This window comes from Lysobacter sp. Root604 (assembly GCF_001427505.1).
GTDB lineage: Bacteria > Pseudomonadota > Gammaproteobacteria > Xanthomonadales > Xanthomonadaceae > Lysobacter.
Map to the genome: position 1 here is coordinate 453,580 of NZ_LMGS01000001.1, position 23,704 is coordinate 477,283.

Below are 23,704 nucleotides of genomic sequence, written 5' to 3' on the forward strand. Positions count from 1 at the left end.
CGAAGGAGCTTGCATGCGCTGGTTTGAAATCGCACTGGTATCGCTGACGTTGTTCTCGGGCGCCGTCTGGCTGCTCGACAAACTGTTCCTGGCCAAGCGCCGCGCCGCGCGCGAGGGCTTGCTGGACGACGGCAAGGAGCCGGTCCTGGTCGACTACTCCAAGGCCTTCTTTCCGGTGCTGCTGGTGGTGCTGGTGCTGCGCAGCTTCATCGCCGAGCCGTTCCGGATTCCCTCGAACTCGATGATGCCGACCCTACTGACCGGCGATTTCATCCTGGTCAACAAGTTCACCTACGGCCTGCGCCTGCCGATCAGCAACCAGAAGGTCGTGTCGCTGGGCGAGCCCAAGCGCGGCGACGTGGTCGTGTTCAAGCCGCCGCACCACCCCGAGCAGGACTGGATCAAGCGCGTGGTCGGCCTGCCCGGCGACCGCGTGAGCTATCACGACAATCAGGTGACGGTGAACGGCGAGGTCCTGAAGTACACCCCGATCGGCACCTACGAGGGGCACGGCAACGGCACCGAGATGACGGGCTCGCAGGAACTGGCGGAGAATCTGCTCGGGCGCGAGCACCGCGTCCTGGAGCGGACCAATTTGCCGTTGCTCGATCAAGGAGAGGGCGATTGGGTGGTTCCGGCCGGTCACTATTTTGTGATGGGCGACAATCGTGATAATAGCGAGGACAGCCGATACTGGGGCTTCCTGCCGGAGCGGAACCTGAGGGGCAAGGCGTTCCTGATCTGGATGAACGTCGATGGGGGCGTGGATTTCTCGCGTATCGGCAACAGTATTCCGTGACGGCACCCGCCGTCGCGGTAGGGTGACAATCAACAAATCGCGTCTTACGACGGGGGATGATCGGATGAAGCGTAATCAGAGCGGCATGACCCTGATCGGGTTCATCATCGTGCTGGCGGTGGTCGGTGTATTCGTCTACATGGGCATGAAGCTGATCCCGATGTACACCGAGTATTACGGGGTCAAGCGGGCTCTGACGAGCCTGGCGGCCGAGCCGGGCATCGCCGATCGCGATCCGGCGAAGATCGAGGATCTGTTCTTCCGCCGTCTGTATGTGAGCTACGCAGACAACGTGAAGCATGAGCACGTGAAGATCCAGCGCAAGGACGCGGGTTACGAAATCCTGGTGAGTTATGAAGTGCGGCGTCCGCTGATCGCCAATCTCGACGTGGTCGGCCGTTTCGAGGCCAAGCAGGATATCGTCCGTGGTAGCGGTGGTGCCGACTGATCGCATCGAACACCGGTTCGCGAATCCGGGCCTGCTCGAGCAGGCCCTGACCCATCGCAGCGCCGGTGCGCCGCATAACGAGCGGCTGGAGTTCCTCGGCGACTCGCTGGTCAATCTGATCGTCGCCGAAGCCTTGTACGTGCGTTGGCCGCAGGCCGACGAGGGCGCGCTCACGCGCGCGCGCGCCGAGCTGGTGCGCGAATCCGCGCTGGCGCCGATCGCACGCAGCCTGGAACTGGGCGCGCGCCTGACCCTGGGCCCCGGCGAGATGAAGTCGGGCGGCCACCGTCGCGACTCCATCCTGGCCGACGCGCTGGAAGCGGTGGTCGCCGCGATCTACCTCGACGCCGGTTTCGAAGCCTGCCGGGCGCGCGTGCTGCCCTGGTTCGAGGCCGCGATGGCGGCGCTGCCGCCGCCGCACAAGGTCGGCAAGGACGCCAAAACCCGCTTGCAGGAGTGGCTGCAGGGCCGGCAGAAACCGCTGCCGCTGTACGCCCTGCTGTCGGAGTCCGGCGAGGACCACGCCAAGAGCTTCCGGGTCAGCTGCAGCATCGCCCAGCCGCCGATCGCCACCGAGGGCGAAGCCGGATCGCGCCGCGCCGCCGAGCAGCTGGCCGCCGAGGCCGCGCTGCGCCAACTGGACCCGAATTACTGAATCCCGGCCGCCGGCCGGTTTGCCCTCGGGCCCGCACACGCGGACAATCCACGCATGAACGCATCCCCTTATCGCGCCGGTCACGTAGCCGTGATCGGCCGCCCCAACGTGGGCAAATCCACCCTGGTCAACGCCCTGGTCGGCGCCAAGGTCAGCATCGTCTCGCCGCGCCCGCAGACCACCCGGCATCAATTGCTCGGCATCGCCACCTTTCCCGAAGGCCAGCTGCTGCTGGTCGATACCCCCGGCATCCACCGCGAGCAGAAGCGCGCGATGAACCGCATGATGAACCGCGCCGCGCGCGGCGCGATCGAGGGCGTCGACGTGGCCCTGCTGGTGGTGCGCGCGGGGCAGTGGGACGACGAGGACGCGCTGGCCTTCGACGCGCTGCGCAAGGCCGGCATGCCGGTGGTGCTGGTGGTCAATCAGATCGACCGGCTCAAGGACAAGACCGCGCTGCTGCCGTATCTGGCCAAGATCAGCGACGGCCGCGAATTCGCCGGCGTGCATCCGATCTCCGCGCTCAAGCGCAACGGCTTGGAGGCGCTGGTCAAGACCGTGCTGGGCTACCTGCCCGAGCAGGACGCGCTGTACGGTGAGGACGAGATCACCGACAAGAGCCAGCGCTTCCTCGCCGGCGAAATGGTGCGCGAGCAGTTGATGCGACAGCTCGGCGAAGAGCTGCCGTACGCGACCACGGTGGAAGTAGAGAAGTTCGAAGTCGACGGTACCATGCTGCGCATCGGCGCGGTGATCTGGGTCGAGCGCGACGGCCAGAAGGCGATCGTGATCGGCAAGGGCGGCGAGCGCCTGCGCGAGATCGGTTCCAAGTCGCGCATCCAGATGGAGCGTCTGTTCGGCGCCAAGGTATTCCTGGAAACCTGGGTGCGCGTGCGCGAAGGCTGGTCCGACGACGAGGCCGCGCTGCGCTCGTTGGGGTATCACGATTGAAGCAGGAGTGAGTGCACAGAAGTGAGGAGCGAGTCAAAGCGCATGCTCTTCGCTCCCTCTCACTCCTCACTTCTCTGCGCTCACTCCTAGCCCCATGCGCTACACCGCCGAACCCGCCTTCGTCCTGCACACGCGCCCCTGGCGCGAGACCAGCTTGCTGGTCGAGGTGTTGAGCCAGAACCACGGCCGCATCGGTCTGGTCGCGCGCGGCGTACAGGGAGCGAAGAAGCAGTTGCTGCGCGCAGCGCTGCAGCCGCTGCAATGGATCCGCTTCGAGGCGGTGCAGATGGGCGAGCTTGCGCGCTTGACCGCGGCCGAGGCGCTCGACGCCGCGCCGCGCCTGTCCGGCGACGGCATGCTCGCCGGCTTCTATCTCAACGAACTGACCCTGCGCCTGGCCCCGCGCAACGATCCGCTGCCCGATCTGTTCGCGGCCTACGAGCAGGCGCGCGCGCGCTTGGGCGGCGACGTGTCGCCGGGTTGGACCCTGCGCCGGTTCGAACGCGATTTGCTCGACGCGCTGGGCTTCGGTTTCGACTGGCACCACGACGGCGACGGCGCGGCCATCGACCCGGCCGCGCGCTACCGCCTGGATCCCGAGCACGGCCCGCGCCGTCTGCTCAGCGATCGCGGTCGCGCCGACCGCAGCGGCGCGGCCACCGGCCAGGCCCTGCTGGCCCTGGCCGACGACCGTTTGCCCAGCGCCGACGATCTGGCGGGTCTGCGCCGGGCGATGCGCGGCGTGCTCGCGCACCACCTCGGCCCGCGCGGGCTTAAGTCCTGGGAATTGCTGACGGAACTGGCGCGCGTCGCCCCGCGTACCAAACCGACGCGCGAACACGGCATCGAAGGCTAGCGCCACCACGCCGTTCGTAGGATGCGCTGAGCCGCAGTCCAGCCGCATCGTCGCTCGCGCGACGATGCCCTACTCGCCGCGATCTAGCTTTCCACCGGCAACCCAGTCGCCAGCGTGTCCTGCACCGCATCGTCGAAACGCGCCAGGCGCTCGCGCGAGTCCGGCTCGTTCTGCAGCGCCCGCACCGCATCGCTCAGGCGCGCTGCGCCGACGAAGCCGCAGCTCGCGCGCAGCTTGTGCAGTTCCGTGCGCACGGTATCCAGGTCCTCGCGATGGGCGGCGGCCAGGATGGCTTCGTGGGTGGTCGGCAGCTCTTGTACGAACAGGCCGCGCAAGGTGTCCACGTGCGCGACGTTGCCGTTGAGCGCGCTGGCGGCCGCCTCGTCGTCCCACACCGGCCGCTTGGCGCCAGTCGCCACGCTGGCGACCGCGCGCTGATCGTGGCCTTCCAGGCCCAGCGTGCGCGCGATCGCGGCGCGTACCGCCGCCGCGGGCAGGGGCTTCACCAGCACCTCGGTGAAACCGACCGCGATCAGGCCTTCCAGCACCGAGGCGTCCGCCGCGGCGGTGTGCGCGAGCGCGGGCGTGCGCGGATGGCGCGCGCGCAGGCGTGCGAGCAGTTCGATGCCGCTGCCGTCGGGCAGATTGGCGTCGAACAGCCACAGGTCGTAATTCTGCGCATTGCCCAGGGCGACCGCGGCGGCGACGCTGTCGGCGCCGTCGATGTCGGCGGGCAGGGCCTGCGCGGCGGCGGTGAGGAAGGCGCGGCTGGTCGGATCGTCTTCGACCAGAAGCAAACGGGGGATCCGCGGCGAATTCATCGTCGGTTCCATCGGGTCGGGGGCTCCGCTGGTTATGCTGCCGGCTATGTCGTCTCCGATAGTACGCCTGCTGCTGTGGATGTCGCTTCCGGGTTTTTGCCTGGCCGGCGACGCCGGCGCGCGCAGCCTGAACGCGAAGATAGGCCGGATCGAGACCGCCGTCGCAAGTTTGCGCGAGGTGCAGGTGTCGCTGGACTGGCCGGCACAGGCGACGCAGGGCGAGTTGCGCCTGCGCGCGGCCAGCGTGGTCGCGCCCGACCTGGGCTACCGATTCGCCGACGTGAGCTGGCGCTGCCCCTTGCAGCGCGACGGTCGCGGCGGCTGGCGTTGCGAGGGCGAGCTGCGCTCCGGGCGCGCCGCGCCCTTGCGGCTGGCGTTGGACTTGGGCGTGGCGGTCACCGACGCGCGTCTGTCGCGCGGCGCGGCGGTGGTCGCGCTGCACCGCAATGCGGCCGCGCCCGACGCGACCCGGATCGATCTGACCCGGGTGCCGCTGGCCTGGACCCAGGCCCTGGCCGCGCAGGCCTGGCCGGAGGCGCGTTTCAAGGGCGGCGAGCTCGACGCCCGCCTCACCGTCACCGCCGCCGAGCGCCAACCGCTGCGCGTGGCCGGCCCGATCAGCCTGCGCGGCGGCGCCTTCGATACGCCCGACGGCACGATCGCGGCCGAGCACCTGGGCGCCGAACTCGCCCTGGACGCGCGCTTCGGCGAACTCACCCGTTTCGACCTGGACGGCCGCCTGCGCGGCGGCGAATTGCTGTTCGGCAACGCCTACCTGTCGTTGCAGCAACGCGAGGTCGCCGTGGAGCTGACCGCGCAGCGCCAGGGCGCGCAGGGTTGGCAGCTGCCGCGCCTGCTGTGGCGCGACGAAGGCGTGCTCAGCGCCGAAGGCCGCGCGGCGCTCACGCCCGACGCCGGCCTGGACGCGCTGGAACTGGATCTGCGCAGCGCGAACCTGACGCCCCTGCGCGACGGTTATCTCACCGGTTTCCTGGGCCTGGCCGGCCTGGGCCAGTTGCAGCTGCGCGGCGCCATGCAGGCGCGCGTGCGCGTGGCCGGCGGCGAGCTGCATGCGGCCGACGCCAGCCTGCAGAGCGCCGCGATCGACGATCCGCAGGGCCGCTTCCGTTTCGACGGCCTGGCCGGCAACCTGCGCTACTCGGCCGACGCGCCGGTCGCCAGCGCGCTGAGCTGGAGCGGTGGCGCGCTGTACGGCCTGGACTTCGGCCCCGCGCAGCTGCCGTTCACCAGCGGCGCGGGCGAATTGCGCCTGCAACGCACGGTGAGCTTCCCCATGCTGGGCGGGCAGGTGAGTTTCGACGGCCTGCGCCTGCGTCCGCCAGCGGGAGAACACGGGCTCGACATCCGCTTCGGCCTGGGCCTGGACCGGCTCGACATCGGCCGCATCGCCAAGGCCGTGGACGGCCCGGCCTTCAGCGGCGAGCTCAGCGGGCGCATCCCGCAGGCGCACTACGCCAACGACCGCCTGGATTTCGACGGCGGCCTGACCATGCAGCTGTTCGGCGGCAGCGTGAGCGTGTCCTCGCTGGCGATGGAGCGTCCGTTCGGCGTCGCGCCCACGCTCTCGGCCGACATCGCGCTGGACGATCTGGACCTGGAATCGCTGACCGGCGTGCTCGGTTTCGGCAGCATCACCGGCAAGCTCGACGGCCGCATCGACGCCCTGCGCCTGGTCGACTGGCAGCCGGTCGCGTTCGACGCCCACCTGCGCACCGAGCGTAAGCGCGGCGTCCGCCAGCGCATCAGCCAGCGCGCGGTCCAGGACCTGTCCAGCGTGGGCGACGCCTCCTTCGTCGGCAGCCTGCAGGGCATGCTGATCGGCTTCTTCGACGACTTCGGCTACGCGCGCCTGGGCATCTCCTGCCGGCTCGCCGACGAGGTCTGCCATATGGACGGATTGGGCCCGGCCAGTAAGGATTCAGGCGACAAGGCCTTTATTATCGTCCAGGGCGCGGGACTGCCGCGGCTGGACGTGGTCGGCATCAACCGCCGGGTCGACTGGCCGACCTTGCTGGAACGGCTGGAAGCCGTCGGCAAGGGCGACGTCAAACCCGTCGTCGAATAATCCCGTCGTAGAACATTCTTCAGAAGGAAACGAACATGCGCCGTTGGATGGGTTTGCCGGTCGCCGCCGTGATGCTCACGGCCTGCGTCACGATCAACGTGTACTTCCCGGCCGCCGAGGCCAAGGAAGCGGCCAAGGAGTTCGTCGAAAAGGTGATCGGCGACGACACCCAGCCGGCCACCACGCCGGCTCCGGCGCCCAAGCCGGGCGGGCAGAGCGCCTCGCTGGGCCCGCGCATCGACTGGCTGTCGCTGGTCGGCATCGGCAGCGCCTATGCGCAGTCCTCGCCGGACATCACCATCAAGACGCCGGCGATCCAGGCCATCCAGGCGCGCATGAAGGGCCGTTTCGACGGTCAGCTGCGCGCGCACTTCGATTCCGGCGCGCTCGGCTTCGGCAACGACGGCAGCATCGACGTGCGCGACGCGGCCAAGATTCCGCTGGCCGAGCGGGTCGGCGTGAACCAGGCGGTGGCCGACCAGAACCGCGACTCTGCCGCGGTCTACCGCGAGGTCGCGGTGGCCAACGGCCATCCGGAATGGGAGCCGCAGATCCGCAAGGTGTTCGCGCGCCAGTGGACCGACAGCGCCCGCGCCGGCTGGTGGTACCAGGACGCCGGCGGCGGCTGGAAGCAGAAGTAATCGGGGCTGGAATTCGGGGTTCGGCACTCGAGGTCTCGGTTCAATCCTCCTACGGATCGCTTGCCGCTGCGTTGCCGCCTGAACCGAATCCCGAATCTCGAATCCCTAATCCCGGCCTTTCTGCGACAATGCGCGGCCTTTGATTCCTGCCAGCAGCTGTGGCCCGCATCGATCAAACCCCCTTCGAGGCCGCCATCGGCGGCCTCACCCATGATGGCCGCGGCGTCGCCCGGCGCCCGGACGGCAAAGCGGTGTTCATCGCCGGCGCCTTGCCCGGCGAACGCGTGATGGCCAAGCAGACCGCGCGCTCGCGCAGCTACGACGAAGCGGTCACGCTGGAGGTGCTGGAAGCCTCGGCCGATCGCGTGGTGCCGCGCTGCCAGCATTTCGGCACCTGCGGCGGCTGCGCCCTGCAGCACATGGCCGAGGATCGGCAGATCCTGGCCAAGCAGAACGTGCTGTTGGAAAACCTCGAGCGCATCGGCCACGTCACGCCCGAGCGAGTGCTGCCCGCGCTCACCGATTCGGCCTGGGGCTACCGCCGCAAGGGCCGGTTCTCGGTGCGTCGGGTCGAGAAGAAGGACAAGACCCTGGTCGGCTTCCGCGAGACCGATCCGCGTTTCGTCGCCGACATCGTGCGCTGCGAGACCGTGATCCCCGCGATCGGCGACAAGATCGCCGCGCTCGCGGCGCTGGTCGATGGACTGCAGGCGCGCCGCGAGATTCCGCAGATCGAGTTCATCGCCGGCGACGCCATGCTCGACGACGGCGACAACGCGCACGGCGGCGTGGCGCTGACCTTCCGCCATCTGGCGCCGCTGTCGGACTCCGACCGCGAGGCCATCGTCGCGTTCGCGCGCGAGCATCGGTTCGCGGTGTTCCTGCAACCCGGCGGCGTCGACAGCGTGCATCCGCTATGGCCGGCCGAGCCGCGTCTGGCGTTCTCGCTGCCGGAGTGGAATCTGGAGCTGGCGTTCCGCCCGCTCGACTTCATCCAGGTCAACGCCGGACTCAATGGCCGCATGATTCAGCATGCGCTGGACCTGCTGGCGCCGCAGCCGGACGACCGGGTGCTGGATCTGTTCGCGGGCCTGGGCAATTTCACCCTGCCTCTGGCGCGCCAGGTGCGCGAGGTGGTGGGCGTGGAAGGCGAGGCGGGCTTGGTCCAGCGCGCACGTGAGAACGCCGAGCGCAACGGACTGACCAATGCGCAGTTCTATGCCGCCGATCTGGGCAAGGACCTCAGTGGCGAAGCCTGGATGCGCGAGGGCTTCGACCGCCTGCTGCTGGATCCGCCGCGCTCGGGCGCCGATTTCGTGCTGACCCAGCTGCCCTTGAAGCAGTTCAAGCGCATCGTCTACGTGAGCTGCCATCCGGCTTCGCTGGCGCGCGACGCCGGCTATCTCGTGCGCGAGAAGGGCTGGAAGCTGCGCGCGGCGGGGGTGATGGACATGTTTCCGCACACCGCGCATGTGGAGTCGATCGCGCTGTTCGAGCCCTGATGCCTAAGCGGTGGCCTGACACTGCCTTTTCCGCAAAAAAGAACCCGGCCTAGGCCGGGTTCTTCCGTATCGCTAACGCGCTGGGTTGCTGCTGCGGTTCAGAACCCGCTGACGTCCAAACGCCCGCCGGTGACCGTCTTCCCGCTCAGCGACGGCGTGGGCACGGCCGCGTTCATGATCGCGGCCTTGATCTGCTGCGCCGTCGAGCCGGGATGGCGCGAGGCGTAGAGCGCGGCGGCGCCGGTGACGTGCGGGGTCGCCATCGAGGTGCCGTTGTAGCTGGCGTAGCCCGACACCAGCTTGCCCTTCGAGCTGACCGGCACCGTCGACGGAATCGCGTAGCCGGGCGCGCCGATGTCGACCGTGGTGACGCCGTAGTTGTAAACCAGGGCGCCGGTGTTGCGCAGCGCCGCCACCGACAGGATGTTGCTGTTCGGATACGCGGCCGGGTAGCACGCGCCGGAGGTGTTGCCCTCGCAGTTCACGCTGTCGTTGCCGGCGGCCACCACGAACAGGATGTCGGCCTGACCGGCGCGGTCGATCGCATCGCTGAGCGATTGCGAGAACGGACCGCCGCCCCAGGAGTTGTTGGTGGCCACGATGTTGAGGCCATGGCGGGTCTTGAGGTCGTTGAAGTAGTCGATCGCGCGCACGGCATCGGCGGTGCTGCCGCTGCGGCGGCCGAGGAACTTGGCGCTGATCAGCTTGACGCCGCTCCAGCACACGCCGGCCACGCCCTTGCCGTTGCCGCCGACGCCGGCGATGGTGCCGGAGACGTGGGTGCCGTGATCGTCGCTGGCGCCGCCGGAGTTGATGTCGTTGGTATTGCCGTTGAAATCCCAGCCGTGCACGTCGTCGACGAAACCGTTGCCGTCGTTGTCGATGCCGTCGGCGGCGTCGTAGGGATTGGTCCAGATGTTGGCGGCCAGATCCTCGTGCTGCCAATAGATGCCTTCGTCGATCACGCCGACGATCACGTTGCCGCATGCGGTCGAGCCGGTGTTCCAGGCTTCCGAGGCCTGCGAGCCGTACTGGTTGTTGGGGCTGCCGACGTCGCCGTACATGCCCCACAAGGTGCCGTTGGTGTAATACGTATCGTTGGAGAACGCATCGTGGTGCAGGAGCCAGTTCGGCTCGGCGTATTCGACGTCCGGGTCGTTGCTGAGCGCGCTCACGGCGGCGGCGAGGTCGACGTTGGCCGGCAGTCTGAGCAGCGACAGCTCGCCGCGCCCGCCCTTGCCGGGGCGCACGGTCTGCACCTTCTGCGCGCCGAGGCCGCGCTGTACCGCATCGCTCGCGCCGGCATTGGCGCCGTCGCGGTACTTCACCAGCAATTCGCCGCTCGCGTGCGCGCGACCTTCCTTCAAACCTTTCAGCGCCAGATCGGGCCGTCCGCCCGCTTGCGCGACGAAGGATGTTCCCAGTGCCATGGCTACTGCGCCTGCGATCAAACCGACGCGGATACGCTTGTTCATAAGGCTAAAGACCCCCGGTAAGACCGCCCAGGCAGTGGGCGGCTGCGGGCGAATGTAGCGGGAAAATCCGAGGATGCTTGCTGCATCGCAGCGCGTAATGCCGCGGCAAGCTGGGATTGCTGCCAAGTAGGCACATTAAGAGTGCCATTGAGGATCAAAATCGCTCTTATGTGCGGCTATTCATAAAAATTCTGGCCAGGTCCGGGCTGCCGCGATCGCGTCTGGGCGGGGCTAAGGGCGCGGAAGTGTCGCGGGTGAGCTTTTAGACCCTGGCTTCTTCATTTGCGGGCGAAATCGTGCGTTTACGAGCCGCAGATTCGTGCACGGCTGAGCGCAAGCGGGTTCTTGCTCCTGGCTCCCTCCTTTGGAAAAGGGTGAAGCCGTGCGGCTTACGAACCGCAGGTTCGTGCACGGCTGAGCGCCGGCAGGCTCTTGCTCTTAGCTCCCTCCTTTGTAAAAGGAGGGTTGGGGAGGATTTGCTGTTACTTTGCTTTCGTCTTTTCTGGCCGAAGGTCAAAGGCTTCCGCCTGCTGCGCATGCGGGTCACTTTCTCTTGCTAGCCCAAGAGTCCGCCTGGATTCCCTTCGGTCAAAAGTAACCAAAGAGAAGGGCTAGCGTGACCAAACCTCCCCTGCGGGTTCGGAGCTGGCGCGGGGATTTTTCGAATGGACGTCCCTGTCCATTCGAAAAACGGCGCGCGTCCTGCGCGCCGCCCTTCGGGTCTACGGGTGGTCGAGTGAGTGCGTTGCTTTTGGATTTCAATGCCGCGGCAACGGCAACGGCAACGGCAACGGCAATGGCAACGGCAATGGCAACGGCAATGGCAATGGCAATGGCAATGGCAATGGCCGATTGGGGCGACGGTTGGGCCGATTGACGGTATCGTTGCGCGGTCTGATTTGAACAAGACGGCTGTGCGGTCATGGCCGGCGCTACGGGGCATGCATGGGTATCGAAATCGAACGCAAATTCCTGGTCTCGGGTGACGGCTGGCGCGCCGCGGCGCGTGAAGTCGTGCCGATGGCGCAGGGGTATCTCAACGATCTGGCGATCCTCGACAGCGGTGCGATGAAGGCGTCGGTGCGGGTGCGCATCGCGGGCGATGCGGCGTATCTGAACTTGAAGTCGCGCGAGCTGGGTCATACCCGGCAGGAGTTCGATTACCCGATTCCGGTCGCCGATGCGCGCGCGCTGATGGCCTTGTGCACCGGCGGCACGATCGACAAGCGTCGCCACTACGTCGAGCACCAGGGTCACCTGTGGGAGGTCGATGAGTTTCTGGGCGACAACGCCGGGCTGGTGGTGGCCGAACTGGAGCTCCAGCACGCCGACGAGGCCTATGCTCGCCCGGACTGGCTGGGCCGCGAGGTGACCGACGCGGCGCGCTACTACAACCTGGCCCTGGCCACGCGCCCCTACGCCGACTGGAGCGCCGACGAGCGCTCCGGCCAGGCGCCCTGAATTTGGCCTCCCTCTTTGGACAGGGGAGGGTGTGTGTTTAGGAACCGCAGGTTCGTGCGCGATTGAACGCCGGCGGGCTGTCCGCTGGCCGGCGGGTTCAGAGCGACGCTCTCCAGGCGCAAAGCCGGATCCAGCCATCGTTGCCATTTCGTGAAACGCCCCGAAACCGCCGCCGCCGCGCCCGCAGGGGCCCCGGGCTACGCCTGTAGCGGCTTCTGCGAGACAATGGCCCCGCGCAGTCAGCGCAGCCATACCCGCTAGGAGTCCCCGCATGCTCGTGATCGGCGTCGCCGGTACCGAACTCACCGCGCAAGAGCGCGACTGGTTGCAGCACGATGCCTGCGCCGGCGTGATCCTGTTCACCCGCAACTTCGCGTCCAAGGCGCAGGTCGCCGAACTGTCGGCCGCGATCCGCGAGGCCGCGCCGCGTCCGCAGCTGATCTGCGTGGACCAGGAAGGCGGGCGCGTGCAGCGCTTCCGCGAGGGCTACAGCGCGCTGCCGGCGCTGGAAGGGTTCGGGCGCCGCTACGCGAGCGATCCCGCCGCCGCGCTCAAGCTGGCCGAGGAACACGCCTGGCTGATGGCGCAGGAAGTGCAGGCCAGCGGGGTCGACCTCAGCTTCGCGCCGGTGGTCGATCTGGGGCGCGGCAATCGCGCCATCGGCGATCGCGCCTTCGACGCCGATCCGCGGATCGTCGCCGAATTCACCCGCGCCTACGTGCGTGGCATGCATGCGGCCGGCATGGCCGCGACGCTCAAGCATTTCCCGGGCCACGGCTCGGTGCTCGAGGACACCCATTTCGACAACGCCGTCGATCGCCGCAGCCTGGACGAGATGCGCGCGACCGATCTGATTCCGTTCGTCGCCGGCATCGAGGCCAAGGCCGATGCGGTGATGATGGCGCACGTGGTCTATCCGGAGATCGCGCCGGAACCGGCCGGCTATTCGCCGCGCTGGATCGAGGAGATCCTGCGCAAGGACATGGGCTTCCGCGGCGTGGTCTTCAGCGACGACATCGGCATGGCCGCCGCGTTCTCGGTCGGCGGCGTCAAGGCGCGCATCGACGCGCACCTGGACGCGGGCTGCGACGTGGTGCTGGTCTGCCATCCGAACCTGGTCGACGAATCCTTGGCCGCGGTCGCCGGCCGCAAGCTCAACACCATGGCGCTGACCGGCCTGATCGGCCGCGGCGCGATGGGTTGGGACGGCCTGATCGCCGATCAGCGGTACGGCGACAGCCGCGGTCGCGTCGAGGGCCTGGCCTGATGAGCGCAAAAACCGGCAACGGCGCCGATCTGGCCGCGGCGCTGCGCAACGCCGATCTGCTGTTCGACCGCAAAACCCTGGAGCAGGCGATCGCGCGCATGGCCGACGGCATCCGCGCCGACTACGCCGGCGAGCGGCCGGTCTATCTGACCGTGATGCATGGCGGCCTGCCGTTCGCGGCGCAGTTGGCGATGGAACTGGGCGAGCGCGGCCTGGATCTGGAATTCGACTACCTGCACGCCACTCGTTATCGCGGCGCGACCTCAGGCGGCGAGCTGGTCTGGAAGCATCGTCCGGCGACCGCGCTGAGCGGGCGTCGCGTGCTGCTGGCCGACGACATCCTCGACGAGGGCCACACCCTGCATGCGATCCGCGAATGGTGTCGCGAGCAGGGCGCGAGCGAAGTGCGCATCGCCGCGCTCGCGGTCAAGGCCCACGATCGCTGCGTGCCGGGCATCTGCGCGGATTACGTCGGCATCGAAGTGCCGGACCGTTACGTGTTCGGTTACGGCATGGACTACCACGAGCAGGGCCGCAACCTGCCCGCGATCTACGCATTGAAGGACTGAGATGGGCGAGGCAAGCATCGATCTGGCCGTCATCGGCGGCACCGGCCTGTACAAGCTGGCCGAGCTGGCGGACGTGGAAACCCATCAGCCGCTCACGCGCTACGGCGCGCCGTCCGGTCCGATCCGGATCGGCACGCTGGGCGGGCGTCGGGTCGCGTTCCTGGCCCGCCACGGCGAAGGCCATTCGCTGCCTCCGCACGCGATCAACTACCGCGCCAATCTCGCCGCCCTGCAGGCGCTGGGCGCGCAGCGCGTGCTGGCGCTCAACACCGTCGGCGGCATCACCGAACGTTTCGGCCCGCGCGTGCTGGCCTGTCCGGATCAGCTGATCGACTACACCTGGGGACGCATATCGACCCTGTGCGAAGTTGATGCCGAAGGCCGCGGCGGCGGCGAAGTGCTGCACGTGGATTTCGGCGAGCCGTATACGCGCAGCCTGCGCCAGGCGGTGATAGCGGCCGCGCGCGAGGCCGGCGTCGCGATGGTCGGGGAGGGTTGCTACGGCGCCACCCAGGGACCGCGTCTGGAGACGCGCGCCGAGATCGCGCGCATGCGTCGCGACGGCTGCGATCTGGTCGGCATGACCGGCATGCCCGAGGCCGGACTGGCGCGCGAGCTGGGCCTGGATTACGCCTGCCTGGCCATCGTCGCCAACTGGGCCGCCGGCGCCGGGCCCGATCCGGACGAAATAATCACGCTGCAGGACGTGCTCGATCATGTCGCCGCGGCGACCGCGGAACTGCCGAAATTGCTGGCGACACTGCTGGCAAAGTGATCTGCATCGCAGTTTTTCTGACGCTCAGCGTCAGTCGGCCATTGCGTCGCGGTTTCCTGCGTCGCGACCTCCGTATTCGTCCGCCAGATGCTTGTCATCATCCTGTTCAGTTTGCATATACTCGCGATGCGTCTCGGTCGCCCCGACGCGATGGCGCACGACAAACGCATCCAGCATGAGGTCAATAAGGATATGCAGTACGGCACCGTGAAATGGTTCAACGACGCCAAGGGCTTCGGCTTCATCTCGCCCGAAGACGGCAGCGCCGATGTATTCGTCCACTTCTCCGCCATCGTTGCGAAGGGATTTCGCAGCCTGCAGGAAGGCCAGCGCGTCAGCTACCAGCTGACCCAAGGACCGAAGGGCGCGCAGGCGTCCGAAGTGACGCCCGCGGCGTGATCGATTTGCTGGGTCGACGCTTGCGGATGCGCTGCTCGCAGCCGCGATCCGGCCCGGTCTGTGTTCCAGGCCCCGCTACGGCGGGGCTTTTTTCTTGGCGCCATGCGCTTAGGAGTCGCGCATGAGTACCCCGTTGCGCATCGGCATCGTCGGCTACGGCAGCGGCGGCCAAGCCGCCGCCTTGCTGCTCAGTCGCGACGGCCACGATGTCGAAGTGTTCGAGCGCGCACCGGTGCTCGGCCCGGTAGGCGCGGGCTTCCTGCTCCAGCCCACTGGATTGGGCGTGCTGTGGGAACTGGGCTTGCTCGACGCCGCGCTGCGCTACGGCGCGCGCGTGCGACGTCTGTACGGCGAGACCGTGGCCGGGCGCGCGGTGATGGACATGCGCTATCGCGAATTGCACCCGCGCTATTTCGGCCTGGGACTGCAGCGCGGCGCGCTGTTCGCCCTGCTGGACCAGGCCTGGGACGAGGGCCGGCGCGTGCACTGCGGCCGCGACATCGTCGCCCTCGATCACCCGCGCGGCCTGCTGCGCGACGCCGGCGGCGACGAGCACGGGCCCTACGACCTGATCGTCGTCGCCAACGGCGCGGCCTCGCTGCTGCGTGCGGGCGTGGCAGTGCCCGCGCTGGACCGCCCCTATCCCTGGGGCGCGCAATGGTGTCTGGTCGAGCGCGGCGATTGGGCCTGGCAGGACGAACTGCGCCAGCGCTATGTCGGCGCGCGCCGCATGATCGGCATGCTGCCGGTCGGCAGCCGGCCTGGCGACGCCAGCGAACGCTTGAGCTTCTTCTGGAGCCTGCCGGTCGCGGCCTTGGACAGCGACGCGGTACGGGACGAGAGCGCCTGGCGCGGCGCGGTCGCGGCGGTGTGGCCGGAGGCGGCCGCGCGCCTGCGCGACACCGCCGTGCCGCAGGGACTGGCGCAGGCGCGCTATCGCGACGCGGTCGCGCGGCGCTGGCATCGCGATCGCGCGGTGTTGCTGGGCGACGCCGCGCACGCCATGAGCCCGCAACTGGGGCAGGGCGTGAACATGGCGCTGCTGGATGCGCTGGCGCTGCGCGACGCACTGCGCACGCAACCGGACATTCCGCACGCTCTGGCGCACTACCAGAGTCAGCGCCGCAAGCACGTAGGCGTCTATCACTTCTGGAGTCGCTGGCTCACGCCGCTGTTCCAGTCCGATTACGACCGCATCGCCGCGCTGCGCGACCGGGTGTTCCATCCGATGTCGCGGGTGCCGGGCGGGCGCGGGCAGATGCTGCGCGTGCTCACCGGCCTGCGCAGCGGCTGGTTCGGCGCGCTGCCGTTGGCGCCGACCTTCCTGGAGGCGCTGGAGCAGCGCATGGGCGAGCAGCCCTGAGCGAGCGCGGCGGTCGCGATCGGCGCGCCGGACGCTCTAGAATCGAAGCTCGCGCCGTTCGCAGGGAGTCGACGATGTCCGAGCTGCCGCCGTTCGCGACCCACCGGGTCGAGAATCAACCGCCGCCGTTCGCGCCGCGCGATCTATGGCGCGACGACGCGGCCTTGCGCGACGCGGTCGCGCGCGAGGGCGGCGGCGACCACGTCGCCCGGCTCTCGGCGTATGCGGCCTTGGCCGGCGACGCGCTGTATGCGCTCAGCTTCGACGCCCACCGCGATCGGCCGCGTCTGCGCAGCCACGACCGCTATGGCCAGCGCATCGACCTGGTCGAGTTTCATCCCAACTATCACGCCCTGATGCAGGCCGCGATCGAGCATGGCGTGGCCGGCTACTCCTGGCATCACGGCGGCGCCGGCGCGCATGTGGCGCGCGCTGCGCTCAGTTACCTGCACCATCAGGTCGAACCGGGCACGAGTTGTCCGCTGACCATGACCCACGCGGCGATGCCGGTGCTGCGCCATGCGCCCGCGCTGGCGGAGTGGGCGCGCAAGGCCGCCGCGCCGCACTACGATGGCCGCGACCTGCCGATGCGCGACAAGGCCGGCGTGACCCTGGGCATGGGCATGACCGAGAAGCAGGGTGGCTCGGACGTGCGCGCGAATCAGACCGTGGCCACGCCGCTGTCCGGCGACGAGTACCGGCTGGTCGGGCACAAGTGGTTCTTCTCGGCGCCGATGTCGGATGCGTTCCTGGTGTTGGCGCAAGCGCCGGCCGGGCTGAGCTGCTTCCTGCTGCCGCGCTGGCGTCCCGACGGCAGCCGCAATGCGCTGCATCTGATGCGGCTCAAGGACAAGCTGGGCGACTGGTCCAACGCCTCGTCCGAGGTCGAGTTCGAGGGCGCCTGGGCCCAGCGCATCGGCGACGAGGGCCGCGGCGTGGCCACCATCATCGAGATGGTGATGCTGACCCGTCTGGATTGCATGCTGGGCTCGGCCGCCGAGATGCGCATGGCGTTGGCGCAGGCGCTGCATCATGCGCGCCATCGGCAGACGTTCGGAAAGCTTCTGGTTGAGCACGCGCTGATGCGCAACGTGCTGGCCGACCTGGCGATCGAGGCCGAGGCGGCGTTGCAGTTCTCGTTGCGGGTCGCGCGCGCGGTCGATCGTGCGTCGCTGGATGCCGGGGAGGCCGCGTACGCGCGCATCGCTACGGCGGTGGGCAAGTACTGGATCTGCAAGCGCGCCCCGGCCTTCGTCAACGAGGCCCAGGAGTGCCTGGGCGGCGCCGGTTACGTCGAGGAGTCGCTGCTGCCGCGGCTGTACCGGCAGGCGCCGCTGAATTCGATTTGGGAAGGCAGCGGCAACATCCAATGCCTGGACGTGCTGCGCGCGCTGGCGCGCGAGCCGGAGGCGGGGCATGCGGTGCTCAACGCGTTGCGCGGCCACCTCGGTGCCGACGCGGCGCTGGATGCGCGCATCGCCGAACTCGAACCGGTGCTGGACGGCCGCGTGCGCATCGAGGAAGGTCAGGCACGGCACTGGGTCGAGCGCCTCGCGCTGGCGATGCAAGCCGGCGTGCTATTGGACGCGCGCAGCCCCTGCGCCGAAGCCTTCTGCCGCAGCCGACTGGGCGGCGCGCACGGTCTGGCTTTCGGCACCCTGCCGGGCGATGTCGACTACGCGGCGATCCTGCGGCGGGCGCTGCCGGAATGAACCTGCCGCTGCGGACGTCGTTGTGGCTTGCGTTGTTGGCGACAGCGGGTTGCGCCTAGGACGACGACCGCATGGCGCCGGTTGCGCGTACGGGCGCGAACGCGCCGGCCCTGCTGCCGTCCGCGCAGCGCGCCGACCGCATCGTGATCGACAAGTCCGAGCGCCGCATGGAGCTGCTGCGCGAGGGCCGGGTGATCGGCCGGTACCGCATCGACCTGGGCGACGCGCCGCAGGGCCACAAGCGGCGGCGAGGCGACGAGCGTACCCCCGAGGGCGAGTACCGCATCAGCGATCGCAATCCCAACAGCGCCTTCCATCTGTCGTTGCGGGTGTCGTATCCGAACGAGCGCGATCGTCGGTGGGCGCGCGAGCACGGCGTCGACCCCGGCGGCGACATCATGATCCACGGCGGCAGCGCACGCTGGTGGCGCGAAGACTGGACCGACGGCTGCGCCGCGGTCAGCGACGGCGAGATCGAGGAAATCTGGCGTCGAGTACCGACGGGCACGCCGATCCGCATCCAGCCATGAACGCGATTTCGAGCCGATAGTGCCTGCAAACGCAGCAATCGGCGCTATCGAAATGCGGTCGTATCACCCACAAAGTGCCGCGCGCGTGTAGCAGCGCAAGTATCGGTTGCGTTCGTCGCTGCGCCCGCATGACGCGCGCGATTTTCGCTCGAGTTTTCCGGCATCCCCATCGATCGCATCCGACGATGCGCGACATCGCATACGCATATCCATTCCTGTGATCCGCTTCCAACTTTTATGCGGACCGAGTCGATGCGTGCGGCTTGTTGCGCCGTTCGCGGCTCTGTTGTCGTGGACGCGCCTGCCAACGAATCGTACCTAACGAGCATTCGACGGCAGACGGCCGATGCGACGCGCCGCGTCGCTTCGATCCACCGATCCGAACGGGTCGTCCACGCTACGAGCAATCGCTCGTCAAATGAGGAAGTCGTCATGAAGGGATCCAAGGTAGGTCGTTCATTGTTGTCGTTGGTCGTCGCTTCCGCCGCGCTATCGGGCCACGCCATGGCCGCCGAGGAGCTCGATCCGGGCCTGAAGCTGGCCATGCAACGCGACCTGGGCGTGGCGCCGCATCAGCTGGCGCAGCACCAGAAGGCCGAGCGCCTGGCCGAGGGTCAGGCCCAGGCGATGGAGCGGAAACTCGGCGCCGGCTTCGCGGGTAGCTGGATCGAGCGTCGCGCGGACGGCAGCTTCGCCGCGGTCGCCGCGACCTCCGGCGCGGGCAAGGTGCTTGCTGCGCCCGGCGTCGAAGTGCGTCGCGTGCGTCACAGCCTGAGCGCCTTGCGGTCGGCGATGTCCTCGCTGGACGCCAGCGCGCAGCGTCGCATCCCGGGCATCAGCAAGCCGATGACCGGCGTGCATTCCTGGTACGTGGACCCGACCACCAATTCGGTCGTGGTGAGCGCCGCACCGGACGCGCTCGACCAGGCGATCGATTTCGTCGCAGCCAGCGGCGCCGACGCCTCGACGGTGCGGGTTGTGCAATCCGCGACCGTGCCGCGCCTGGCCGCGACCATCCGCGGTGGCATCGAGTATCAGATGCCGACCTCGGGCGGCACCTTCCTGTGCTCGGTGGGCTTCCCGGTGACGCGCGGTAGCGTCAAGGGCTTCGCGACCGCGGGCCATTGCGGCGGGCAGGGCCAGACGGTGCGGATCGGCGGCGCCACCGTGGGTTCGTTCACGCAGTCGCATTTTCCGGGCAACGACCGCGCCTGGGTGACGGTCGGCAACAGCCACACCTTGGTGGGTCAGGTCACCAACTATGCCGGCGGCTACGTCTCGGTGCGCGGCAGCACCGAAGCCGCGATCGGCGCTGCGGTGTGCCGCTCCGGTCGTACCACTCAATATCGCTGCGGCACGATCACGGCCAAGAACGTCACCGTGAACTACCAAATGGACGACGGCTCGATCCTGACCGTGCGCGGCCTGAGCCAGGGCAATGCCTGCGTGGGGCGCGGCGATTCCGGCGGCTCCTGGATCACCACCGCCGGTCAAGGCCAGGGCGTGAGCTCGGGCGGCGAGCTTGCGGACGACGGCACCGACAGCAATTGCAACATTTCGGCTTCGCAGCGGGTCAGCTGGTTCGAGCGTTTGAATCCGATCCTGAGCCAGTACGGCTTGACTCTCGTGACGCAGTAAGCGCCCAGTAGCGCAAGCGACCACGAACGCTCCCGCCCGTGGAGCGTTCGCGGTCGCGATGTTTCTTCGAACGCTTTAGCTGCTCCGGTCGCGCCCGCATGAGCCGCCCGATTGGTTGGGATATTCCGCCCGCAGCGTCGTTGCCGTGCGACTCGGCTGGGTCGGTTGGCGTGCGTCCTTACGCGCGTATGTCCGTCGTGACGCGACCTTCACCGCGATGAACGTCGCGCGGGAGCGTTGCGGTCTTGTGATTCGATTCAAGCTTCCGCTGTGATCCCGGCCTGTGCATGCCGATTGCCGTGGACGCGCGGCTTTGCTTCCTTGAGCAGGCCTGTTCTCACGTCGTGGCACGGAACGCGCCCGAGTTCAGGCCGCCGCCGATACGCGGCGCCGCGGCCCACCCCGGGCCGTCCCCGAGCGCATACGCTCACTCAAGGAGAAATTCGCCATGCAAGGTACCAACGTACGTCGCTGCCTGCTCTCGCTCGCCATCGCCAGCGCGGCATTCAGTGCCATCGCCGCAGACCCGACCGATCCGGTCCTGAAGTCGGTTCTGCAGCGCGACCTGGGCGTGATGCCGGCGCAGTGGTCGCAATACCTGAAGACCGAACGCATCGCCGAACAGCAGGCTGCCGTCGCGCAACGCCGCTTCGGCGCGGGCTATGCCGGCAGTTGGATCGAACAAAAGAGCGACGGCTCGTTCGCCTTCGTCGTCGCCACCGCAGGCGCGGACGCCTCACCGGTGGCCGGCGCCGAAGTGCGGCGCGTGCGCTACAGCCTGGGACGGCTGCAGTCGGCGATGGACCGGCTCGACGGCGGCGCCCAACAGCGCGTGCTGGGAATCAGCAAGCTCTACGGCGGCGTGCATTCGTGGTACGTCGATCCGAAGAGCAACTCGGTGGTGATCGCGGTGGCGCCAGGCGCGACCGACGAGGCGGTGGACCTGGTCGCGGCCAGCGGCGCCGACGCCGGTGTCGTGCGGTTCGTCGAATCGGTGGGCGAACCGCGTCTGACCGCGACCATTCGCGGCGGCATCGAATACACCATCAACAACCAGTACCTGTGCTCGGTCGGCTTCTCGGTCACGCGCGGCGCGACCAAGGGTTTCGTCACCGCCGGCCATTGCGGTTCGGCGGGCGCGACGGTGCGGGTGGGCGGCGCGGTGGTGGGCTCGTTCGCGCAATCCAACTTCCCGGGCACGGATCGCGCCTGGGTCCAGGTCGGCTCCACGCATACGCTGCAGCCGCAGGTCAGCAATTACGCCGGCGGCAACGTGATCGTGCGCGGCAGCACCGAGGCGGCGACCGGCGCGGCGGTCTGCCGGTCGGGCCGCACCACCGGCTATCGCTGCGGCACCATCACCGCCAAGAACGTCACCGTGAATTACGCCGAGGGCACGGTGCGCGGCCTGACGCGCTCCAACGCCTGCATCGGCGGCGGCGACTCCGGCGGCTCCTGGATCACCACGGCCGGGCAGGCCCAGGGCGTGAGTTCGGGCGGGCAGATTCCGCAGGGCAGCACCAACAACTGCAGCGTACCGCAGGCGCAGCGGGTGACGTTCTTCGAACGCCTGACGCCGATCCTCAGCCAGTACGGCTTGACCCTGCTGACGCAGTAAGCGTTCGTCAGCGCAACCGACCCGGACGCTCCCGCCCAGGGAGCGTCCGCGGTCGTTCGGCGGCTTGCGCCGAGTGATCGCAGTCGCATAACGCGATTTCGATGGCGGCGCGCATCTTATGCTTTGGTCGTAGGCGTGGGATCGCGCTGCGCACACAAGCGCCAATGAAGTGTGCGGATCTCCTACCGTTCGCCGGCCCGATATCTCACCGTTTGCGTAGCCGCGGCGTGTGCGTGATGCATTCAGTGCCACGCAGGCGCAGGCTCGTGCCCGAGAGTTAAGCGCGCTGTAGCGCACGTGGTCGTTGTACTCGCCGAATTTCGTCGCCACCTGTCCGCACCGCGAGCGCGCTTTGCGCCATCGCACCCGAGGCGCGGGCGCGGCCGCGCGTCCAGGCACATTCCTGCCGTCTTGCGGGACCCGCATGCGATTGCTTCTCTGTTTTCGTCGCGGCGCCCAAGAGCGCGCGACGGCCGGCACTCGCATCTTCGTGGGTGCGCAGCGGTGCTCTCTTCCTCTCGCCTGGAGTACTCCGTATGCCTGTTATCTCCGCCAAAACCCGAAACCTGCCCCTGCGCGCGATCGCATGCGCAGGCTTGACCCTGCTGGCCAGCGGCGGCGCGGTCGCCGCCGACGAATTATCCAGCGAAGTGAAGAATGCGATGCGGCGCGATCTGGGGCTGAGTTCCCAGCAGCTGGGCCAGTATCTGAAGTTCGAACGCGCCGCCGCCACCGAAGAAGCCGCGGCCAAGCGCGCCCTGGGCGCCAGCTATGCCGGCAGTTGGCTGGAGCGCGGTGCCGATGGTTCGTTCCGTCAGGTGGTGGCGACCTCCGGCAGCGGCAAGGCCCTGGCCGGCCGCAAGGGCATCGAGCTGCGTCGCGTGCGCCACAGCCTGTCGCATCTGAACGACACGATGGCGTCGCTGGACCGCGGCGCGAAGTCGCGCATTCCCGGCATCAGCAAATCCCTGGACGGTGTGCGTGCCTGGTACGTCGATCAGGCGACCAACAGCGTGGTGGTCGAGTTGGCGCCCGGCGCGACCGACGCCGCGGTCGACTTCGTGGCCGCGAGTTCGGCCGACGCTGGCGCGGTGCGCTTCGAGACCAGCCAGGGCGAGCAACAGGCGATGGCGGCGATCACGGTCGCCGGCGGCTTCGAATACACCTATCCCGTCGGTCAGTACACCTCGTACTGTTCGGTGGGCTTCATGGTCATGCAGAACGAGCACAAGGGCTACGCTACGGCCGGACATTGCGGCAAAGCGGGCCAACAGGTCTGGATTGCCGGCAATCTGACCGGGCATTTCGTGTTGTCCGATTTCCCGAAAAGCGACAAGGCCTGGGTCACGGTGTACCCGGAGCATACGATCGCGCCTTGGGTGGTGGACTACAACCACAACAACTTCATCACGGTGAAGGGATCGGTTCCGGCGCCGGTCGGTGCGGTGGTCTGCCGTTCCGGCAGAACCACCGGCACCCGCTGCGGCACGATTACGGCCATCAACGTCACCACGCAAGCCAATACCAGCGCGGGCGTGGTCACCTGGAGCGGCGTGACCCGCACCAATGCCTGCGGCGGCAAGGGCGATTCGGGCGGCTCGTTCTTCACCCCGGCCGGACAGGCCCAGGGCGTGACCTCGACCGCGAATCTGTTGGGGCCGGAGCCCTTCGCCCACAACTGCATGCATTCGCAGAACAAGGTTCAGACCCATTTCACGCCGATCAACCCGATCCTCAGCACCTACAGCCTGACCTTGGTGACCGGCTAATCGCCATCGCAAGCACGGCCCGGAGCTCCCGTCACGACGGGAGCTCCGGGTTTTAGGTCTGCTTGCGTGCATGCGATGACGCCAGCGCATGGCGGTACCGACCTCTTTGCCTGGGCGGCCATCGTGGCCCGCGCAGGCGCTCTTGCGCGCCGACAGTAGCGTTGCTCGCGACGTTGCATGCCTACTGCAGGTCGCTGTCCACATTCCAGTTGCCGTCGCTATCGATGACGGTCGCGGCAGCAGCTGCGCCGAGTGCAAGGCGTGTGCCTTTGAGTCATGGTGGATTGCCAAATAGTCCATGCGAAAGTCATGCGCCCTGTGTGCCGCATTTTTTCGGGTATCGAAACGGGTGCGAATATTTTCACGCGC

At 68.2% G+C, this 23,704-nt stretch carries 22 protein-coding genes; 19 read left to right on the forward strand and 3 right to left on the reverse strand.

Annotated elements, in window-relative coordinates; genetic code table 11:
* Positions 1-13 precede the first annotated feature (13 nt).
* From lepB to recO, 5 genes are all read left to right on the forward strand, one after another.
* On the forward strand, positions 14-799 hold the full coding sequence (gene lepB, locus ASD69_RS02295) for a signal peptidase I (protein ID WP_056173480.1): 786 nt from the start codon (positions 14-16) through the stop codon (positions 797-799).
* Between the two features lie 64 nt (positions 800-863).
* Positions 864-1,247, forward strand: coding sequence for a DUF4845 domain-containing protein (locus ASD69_RS02300; protein ID WP_056173483.1), 384 nt, complete (start codon positions 864-866; stop codon positions 1,245-1,247).
* Positions 1,234-1,902 carry a ribonuclease III gene (rnc, locus tag ASD69_RS02305; RefSeq protein WP_235567167.1) on the forward strand — a complete coding sequence of 223 codons (669 nt, stop codon included), beginning with the start codon at positions 1,234-1,236 and terminating at the stop codon, positions 1,900-1,902. Before ASD69_RS02300 ends, rnc begins: the two co-directional genes overlap by 14 nt.
* 54 nt (positions 1,903-1,956) lie before the next feature.
* A complete protein-coding gene (gene era / locus ASD69_RS02310; RefSeq protein ID WP_056173489.1) occupies positions 1,957-2,853 on the forward strand; it encodes a GTPase Era in 897 nt (298 codons plus the stop codon).
* Between the two features lie 94 nt (positions 2,854-2,947).
* Complete coding sequence (recO, locus tag ASD69_RS02315; RefSeq protein WP_056173492.1) at positions 2,948-3,709, forward strand: DNA repair protein RecO; 762 nt, start codon at positions 2,948-2,950, stop codon at positions 3,707-3,709.
* An 83-nt stretch (positions 3,710-3,792) separates the two neighbouring features.
* On the opposite strand, the gene ASD69_RS02320 is transcribed toward recO, so the two are convergent.
* Positions 3,793-4,530, reverse strand: coding sequence for a response regulator (locus tag ASD69_RS02320; protein ID WP_056176405.1), 738 nt, complete (start codon positions 4,528-4,530; stop codon positions 3,793-3,795).
* Between the two features lie 46 nt (positions 4,531-4,576).
* Here ASD69_RS02320 and ASD69_RS02325 point away from each other — a divergent pair, with 46 nt between their 5' ends.
* The 3 genes from ASD69_RS02325 to rlmD all read left to right on the forward strand — a co-directional run bounded on the left by ASD69_RS02325 (position 4,577) and on the right by rlmD (position 8,759).
* A complete protein-coding gene (locus ASD69_RS02325) occupies positions 4,577-6,616 on the forward strand; it encodes a hypothetical protein (protein ID WP_056173495.1) in 2,040 nt (679 codons plus the stop codon).
* Between the two features lie 35 nt (positions 6,617-6,651).
* Entirely contained in the window at positions 6,652-7,257 is a 606-nt protein-coding gene (locus ASD69_RS02330) for a YdbL family protein (RefSeq protein WP_056173498.1), read from the forward strand.
* A gap of 146 nt (positions 7,258-7,403) precedes the next feature.
* Positions 7,404-8,759: a 23S rRNA (uracil(1939)-C(5))-methyltransferase RlmD gene (gene rlmD, locus ASD69_RS02335; protein ID WP_056173500.1), complete on the forward strand. Its 1,356-nt coding sequence runs from the start codon at positions 7,404-7,406 to the stop codon at positions 8,757-8,759.
* Between the two features lie 98 nt (positions 8,760-8,857).
* On the opposite strand, the gene ASD69_RS02340 is transcribed toward rlmD, so the two are convergent.
* Positions 8,858-10,189 carry a S8 family serine peptidase gene (locus ASD69_RS02340; protein ID WP_235567128.1) on the reverse strand — a complete coding sequence of 444 codons (1,332 nt, stop codon included), beginning with the start codon at positions 10,187-10,189 and terminating at the stop codon, positions 8,858-8,860.
* Positions 10,190-10,822: 633 nt separating this feature from the next.
* Positions 10,823-11,158, reverse strand: coding sequence for a hypothetical protein (locus ASD69_RS21650; protein ID WP_157498914.1), 336 nt, complete (start codon positions 11,156-11,158; stop codon positions 10,823-10,825).
* A gap of 21 nt (positions 11,159-11,179) precedes the next feature.
* Here ASD69_RS21650 and ASD69_RS02345 point away from each other — a divergent pair, with 21 nt between their 5' ends.
* The 11 genes from ASD69_RS02345 to ASD69_RS02395 all read left to right on the forward strand — a co-directional run bounded on the left by ASD69_RS02345 (position 11,180) and on the right by ASD69_RS02395 (position 23,335).
* The gene (locus ASD69_RS02345; RefSeq protein WP_056173507.1) at positions 11,180-11,695 is read left to right on the forward strand and encodes a CYTH domain-containing protein; all 516 of its coding nucleotides are present in this window, start codon (positions 11,180-11,182) and stop codon (positions 11,693-11,695) included.
* A 271-nt stretch (positions 11,696-11,966) separates the two neighbouring features.
* Positions 11,967-12,962, forward strand: coding sequence for a beta-N-acetylhexosaminidase (gene nagZ / locus ASD69_RS02350; protein ID WP_056173508.1), 996 nt, complete (start codon positions 11,967-11,969; stop codon positions 12,960-12,962).
* Positions 12,962-13,531: a hypoxanthine-guanine phosphoribosyltransferase gene (locus tag ASD69_RS02355; protein WP_056173511.1), complete on the forward strand. Its 570-nt coding sequence runs from the start codon at positions 12,962-12,964 to the stop codon at positions 13,529-13,531. Before nagZ ends, ASD69_RS02355 begins: the two co-directional genes overlap by 1 nt.
* Before the next feature lies 1 nt (position 13,532).
* A complete protein-coding gene (locus ASD69_RS02360; protein ID WP_056173514.1) occupies positions 13,533-14,306 on the forward strand; it encodes an S-methyl-5'-thioinosine phosphorylase in 774 nt (257 codons plus the stop codon).
* 192 nt (positions 14,307-14,498) lie between these two features.
* Positions 14,499-14,705, forward strand: coding sequence for a cold-shock protein (locus ASD69_RS02365; RefSeq protein ID WP_056176409.1), 207 nt, complete (start codon positions 14,499-14,501; stop codon positions 14,703-14,705).
* 121 nt (positions 14,706-14,826) lie between these two features.
* Positions 14,827-16,068 (forward strand): NAD(P)/FAD-dependent oxidoreductase, encoded by a 1,242-nt coding sequence (locus ASD69_RS02370; RefSeq protein ID WP_056173517.1) that lies wholly within the window; start codon positions 14,827-14,829, stop codon positions 16,066-16,068.
* Positions 16,069-16,142: 74 nt separating this feature from the next.
* On the forward strand, positions 16,143-17,780 hold the full coding sequence (locus ASD69_RS02375) for an acyl-CoA dehydrogenase family protein (protein WP_157498916.1): 1,638 nt from the start codon (positions 16,143-16,145) through the stop codon (positions 17,778-17,780).
* Positions 17,781-17,851: 71 nt separating this feature from the next.
* A complete protein-coding gene (locus ASD69_RS02380; RefSeq protein ID WP_056173518.1) occupies positions 17,852-18,310 on the forward strand; it encodes a L,D-transpeptidase family protein in 459 nt (152 codons plus the stop codon).
* Between the two features lie 432 nt (positions 18,311-18,742).
* A complete protein-coding gene (locus ASD69_RS02385) occupies positions 18,743-19,948 on the forward strand; it encodes a S1 family peptidase (protein WP_157498918.1) in 1,206 nt (401 codons plus the stop codon).
* Between the two features lie 448 nt (positions 19,949-20,396).
* The gene (locus ASD69_RS02390) at positions 20,397-21,566 is read left to right on the forward strand and encodes a S1 family peptidase (RefSeq protein ID WP_056173524.1); all 1,170 of its coding nucleotides are present in this window, start codon (positions 20,397-20,399) and stop codon (positions 21,564-21,566) included.
* A 536-nt stretch (positions 21,567-22,102) separates the two neighbouring features.
* Positions 22,103-23,335, forward strand: a complete 1,233-nt coding sequence (locus ASD69_RS02395; RefSeq protein WP_082576216.1) for a S1 family peptidase — start codon at positions 22,103-22,105, stop codon at positions 23,333-23,335.
* The last annotated feature ends 369 nt before the right edge of the window (positions 23,336-23,704 follow it).

What these genes read in the sequence shown, in the direction of transcription:
- era (WP_056173489.1), top strand. Translation starts at nt 1,957, where the DNA reads ATGAACGCATCCCCTTATCGCGCCGGTCACGTAGCCGTGATCGGCCGC.
- ASD69_RS02365 (WP_056176409.1), top strand. Translation starts at nt 14,499, where the DNA reads ATGCAGTACGGCACCGTGAAATGGTTCAACGACGCCAAGGGCTTCGGC.
- ASD69_RS02385 (WP_157498918.1), top strand. Translation starts at nt 18,743, where the DNA reads ATGAAGGGATCCAAGGTAGGTCGTTCATTGTTGTCGTTGGTCGTCGCT.
- ASD69_RS02300 (WP_056173483.1), top strand. Translation starts at nt 864, where the DNA reads ATGAAGCGTAATCAGAGCGGCATGACCCTGATCGGGTTCATCATCGTG.
- ASD69_RS02360 (WP_056173514.1), top strand. Translation starts at nt 13,533, where the DNA reads ATGGGCGAGGCAAGCATCGATCTGGCCGTCATCGGCGGCACCGGCCTG.
- nagZ (WP_056173508.1), top strand. Translation starts at nt 11,967, where the DNA reads ATGCTCGTGATCGGCGTCGCCGGTACCGAACTCACCGCGCAAGAGCGC.
- lepB (WP_056173480.1), top strand. Translation starts at nt 14, where the DNA reads ATGCGCTGGTTTGAAATCGCACTGGTATCGCTGACGTTGTTCTCGGGC.
- ASD69_RS02370 (WP_056173517.1), top strand. Translation starts at nt 14,827, where the DNA reads ATGAGTACCCCGTTGCGCATCGGCATCGTCGGCTACGGCAGCGGCGGC.
- ASD69_RS02325 (WP_056173495.1), top strand. Translation starts at nt 4,577, where the DNA reads ATGTCGTCTCCGATAGTACGCCTGCTGCTGTGGATGTCGCTTCCGGGT.
- ASD69_RS02330 (WP_056173498.1), top strand. Translation starts at nt 6,652, where the DNA reads ATGCGCCGTTGGATGGGTTTGCCGGTCGCCGCCGTGATGCTCACGGCC.
- ASD69_RS02390 (WP_056173524.1), top strand. Translation starts at nt 20,397, where the DNA reads ATGCAAGGTACCAACGTACGTCGCTGCCTGCTCTCGCTCGCCATCGCC.
- ASD69_RS02340 (WP_235567128.1), bottom strand. Translation starts at nt 10,189, where the DNA reads ATGGCACTGGGAACATCCTTCGTCGCGCAAGCGGGCGGACGGCCCGAT.
- ASD69_RS02395 (WP_082576216.1), top strand. Translation starts at nt 22,103, where the DNA reads ATGCCTGTTATCTCCGCCAAAACCCGAAACCTGCCCCTGCGCGCGATC.
- ASD69_RS02380 (WP_056173518.1), top strand. Translation starts at nt 17,852, where the DNA reads ATGGCGCCGGTTGCGCGTACGGGCGCGAACGCGCCGGCCCTGCTGCCG.
- recO (WP_056173492.1), top strand. Translation starts at nt 2,948, where the DNA reads ATGCGCTACACCGCCGAACCCGCCTTCGTCCTGCACACGCGCCCCTGG.
- ASD69_RS02355 (WP_056173511.1), top strand. Translation starts at nt 12,962, where the DNA reads ATGAGCGCAAAAACCGGCAACGGCGCCGATCTGGCCGCGGCGCTGCGC.
- ASD69_RS02345 (WP_056173507.1), top strand. Translation starts at nt 11,180, where the DNA reads ATGGGTATCGAAATCGAACGCAAATTCCTGGTCTCGGGTGACGGCTGG.
- ASD69_RS02320 (WP_056176405.1), bottom strand. Translation starts at nt 4,530, where the DNA reads ATGAATTCGCCGCGGATCCCCCGTTTGCTTCTGGTCGAAGACGATCCG.
- ASD69_RS21650 (WP_157498914.1), bottom strand. Translation starts at nt 11,158, where the DNA reads ATGACCGCACAGCCGTCTTGTTCAAATCAGACCGCGCAACGATACCGT.
- ASD69_RS02375 (WP_157498916.1), top strand. Translation starts at nt 16,143, where the DNA reads ATGTCCGAGCTGCCGCCGTTCGCGACCCACCGGGTCGAGAATCAACCG.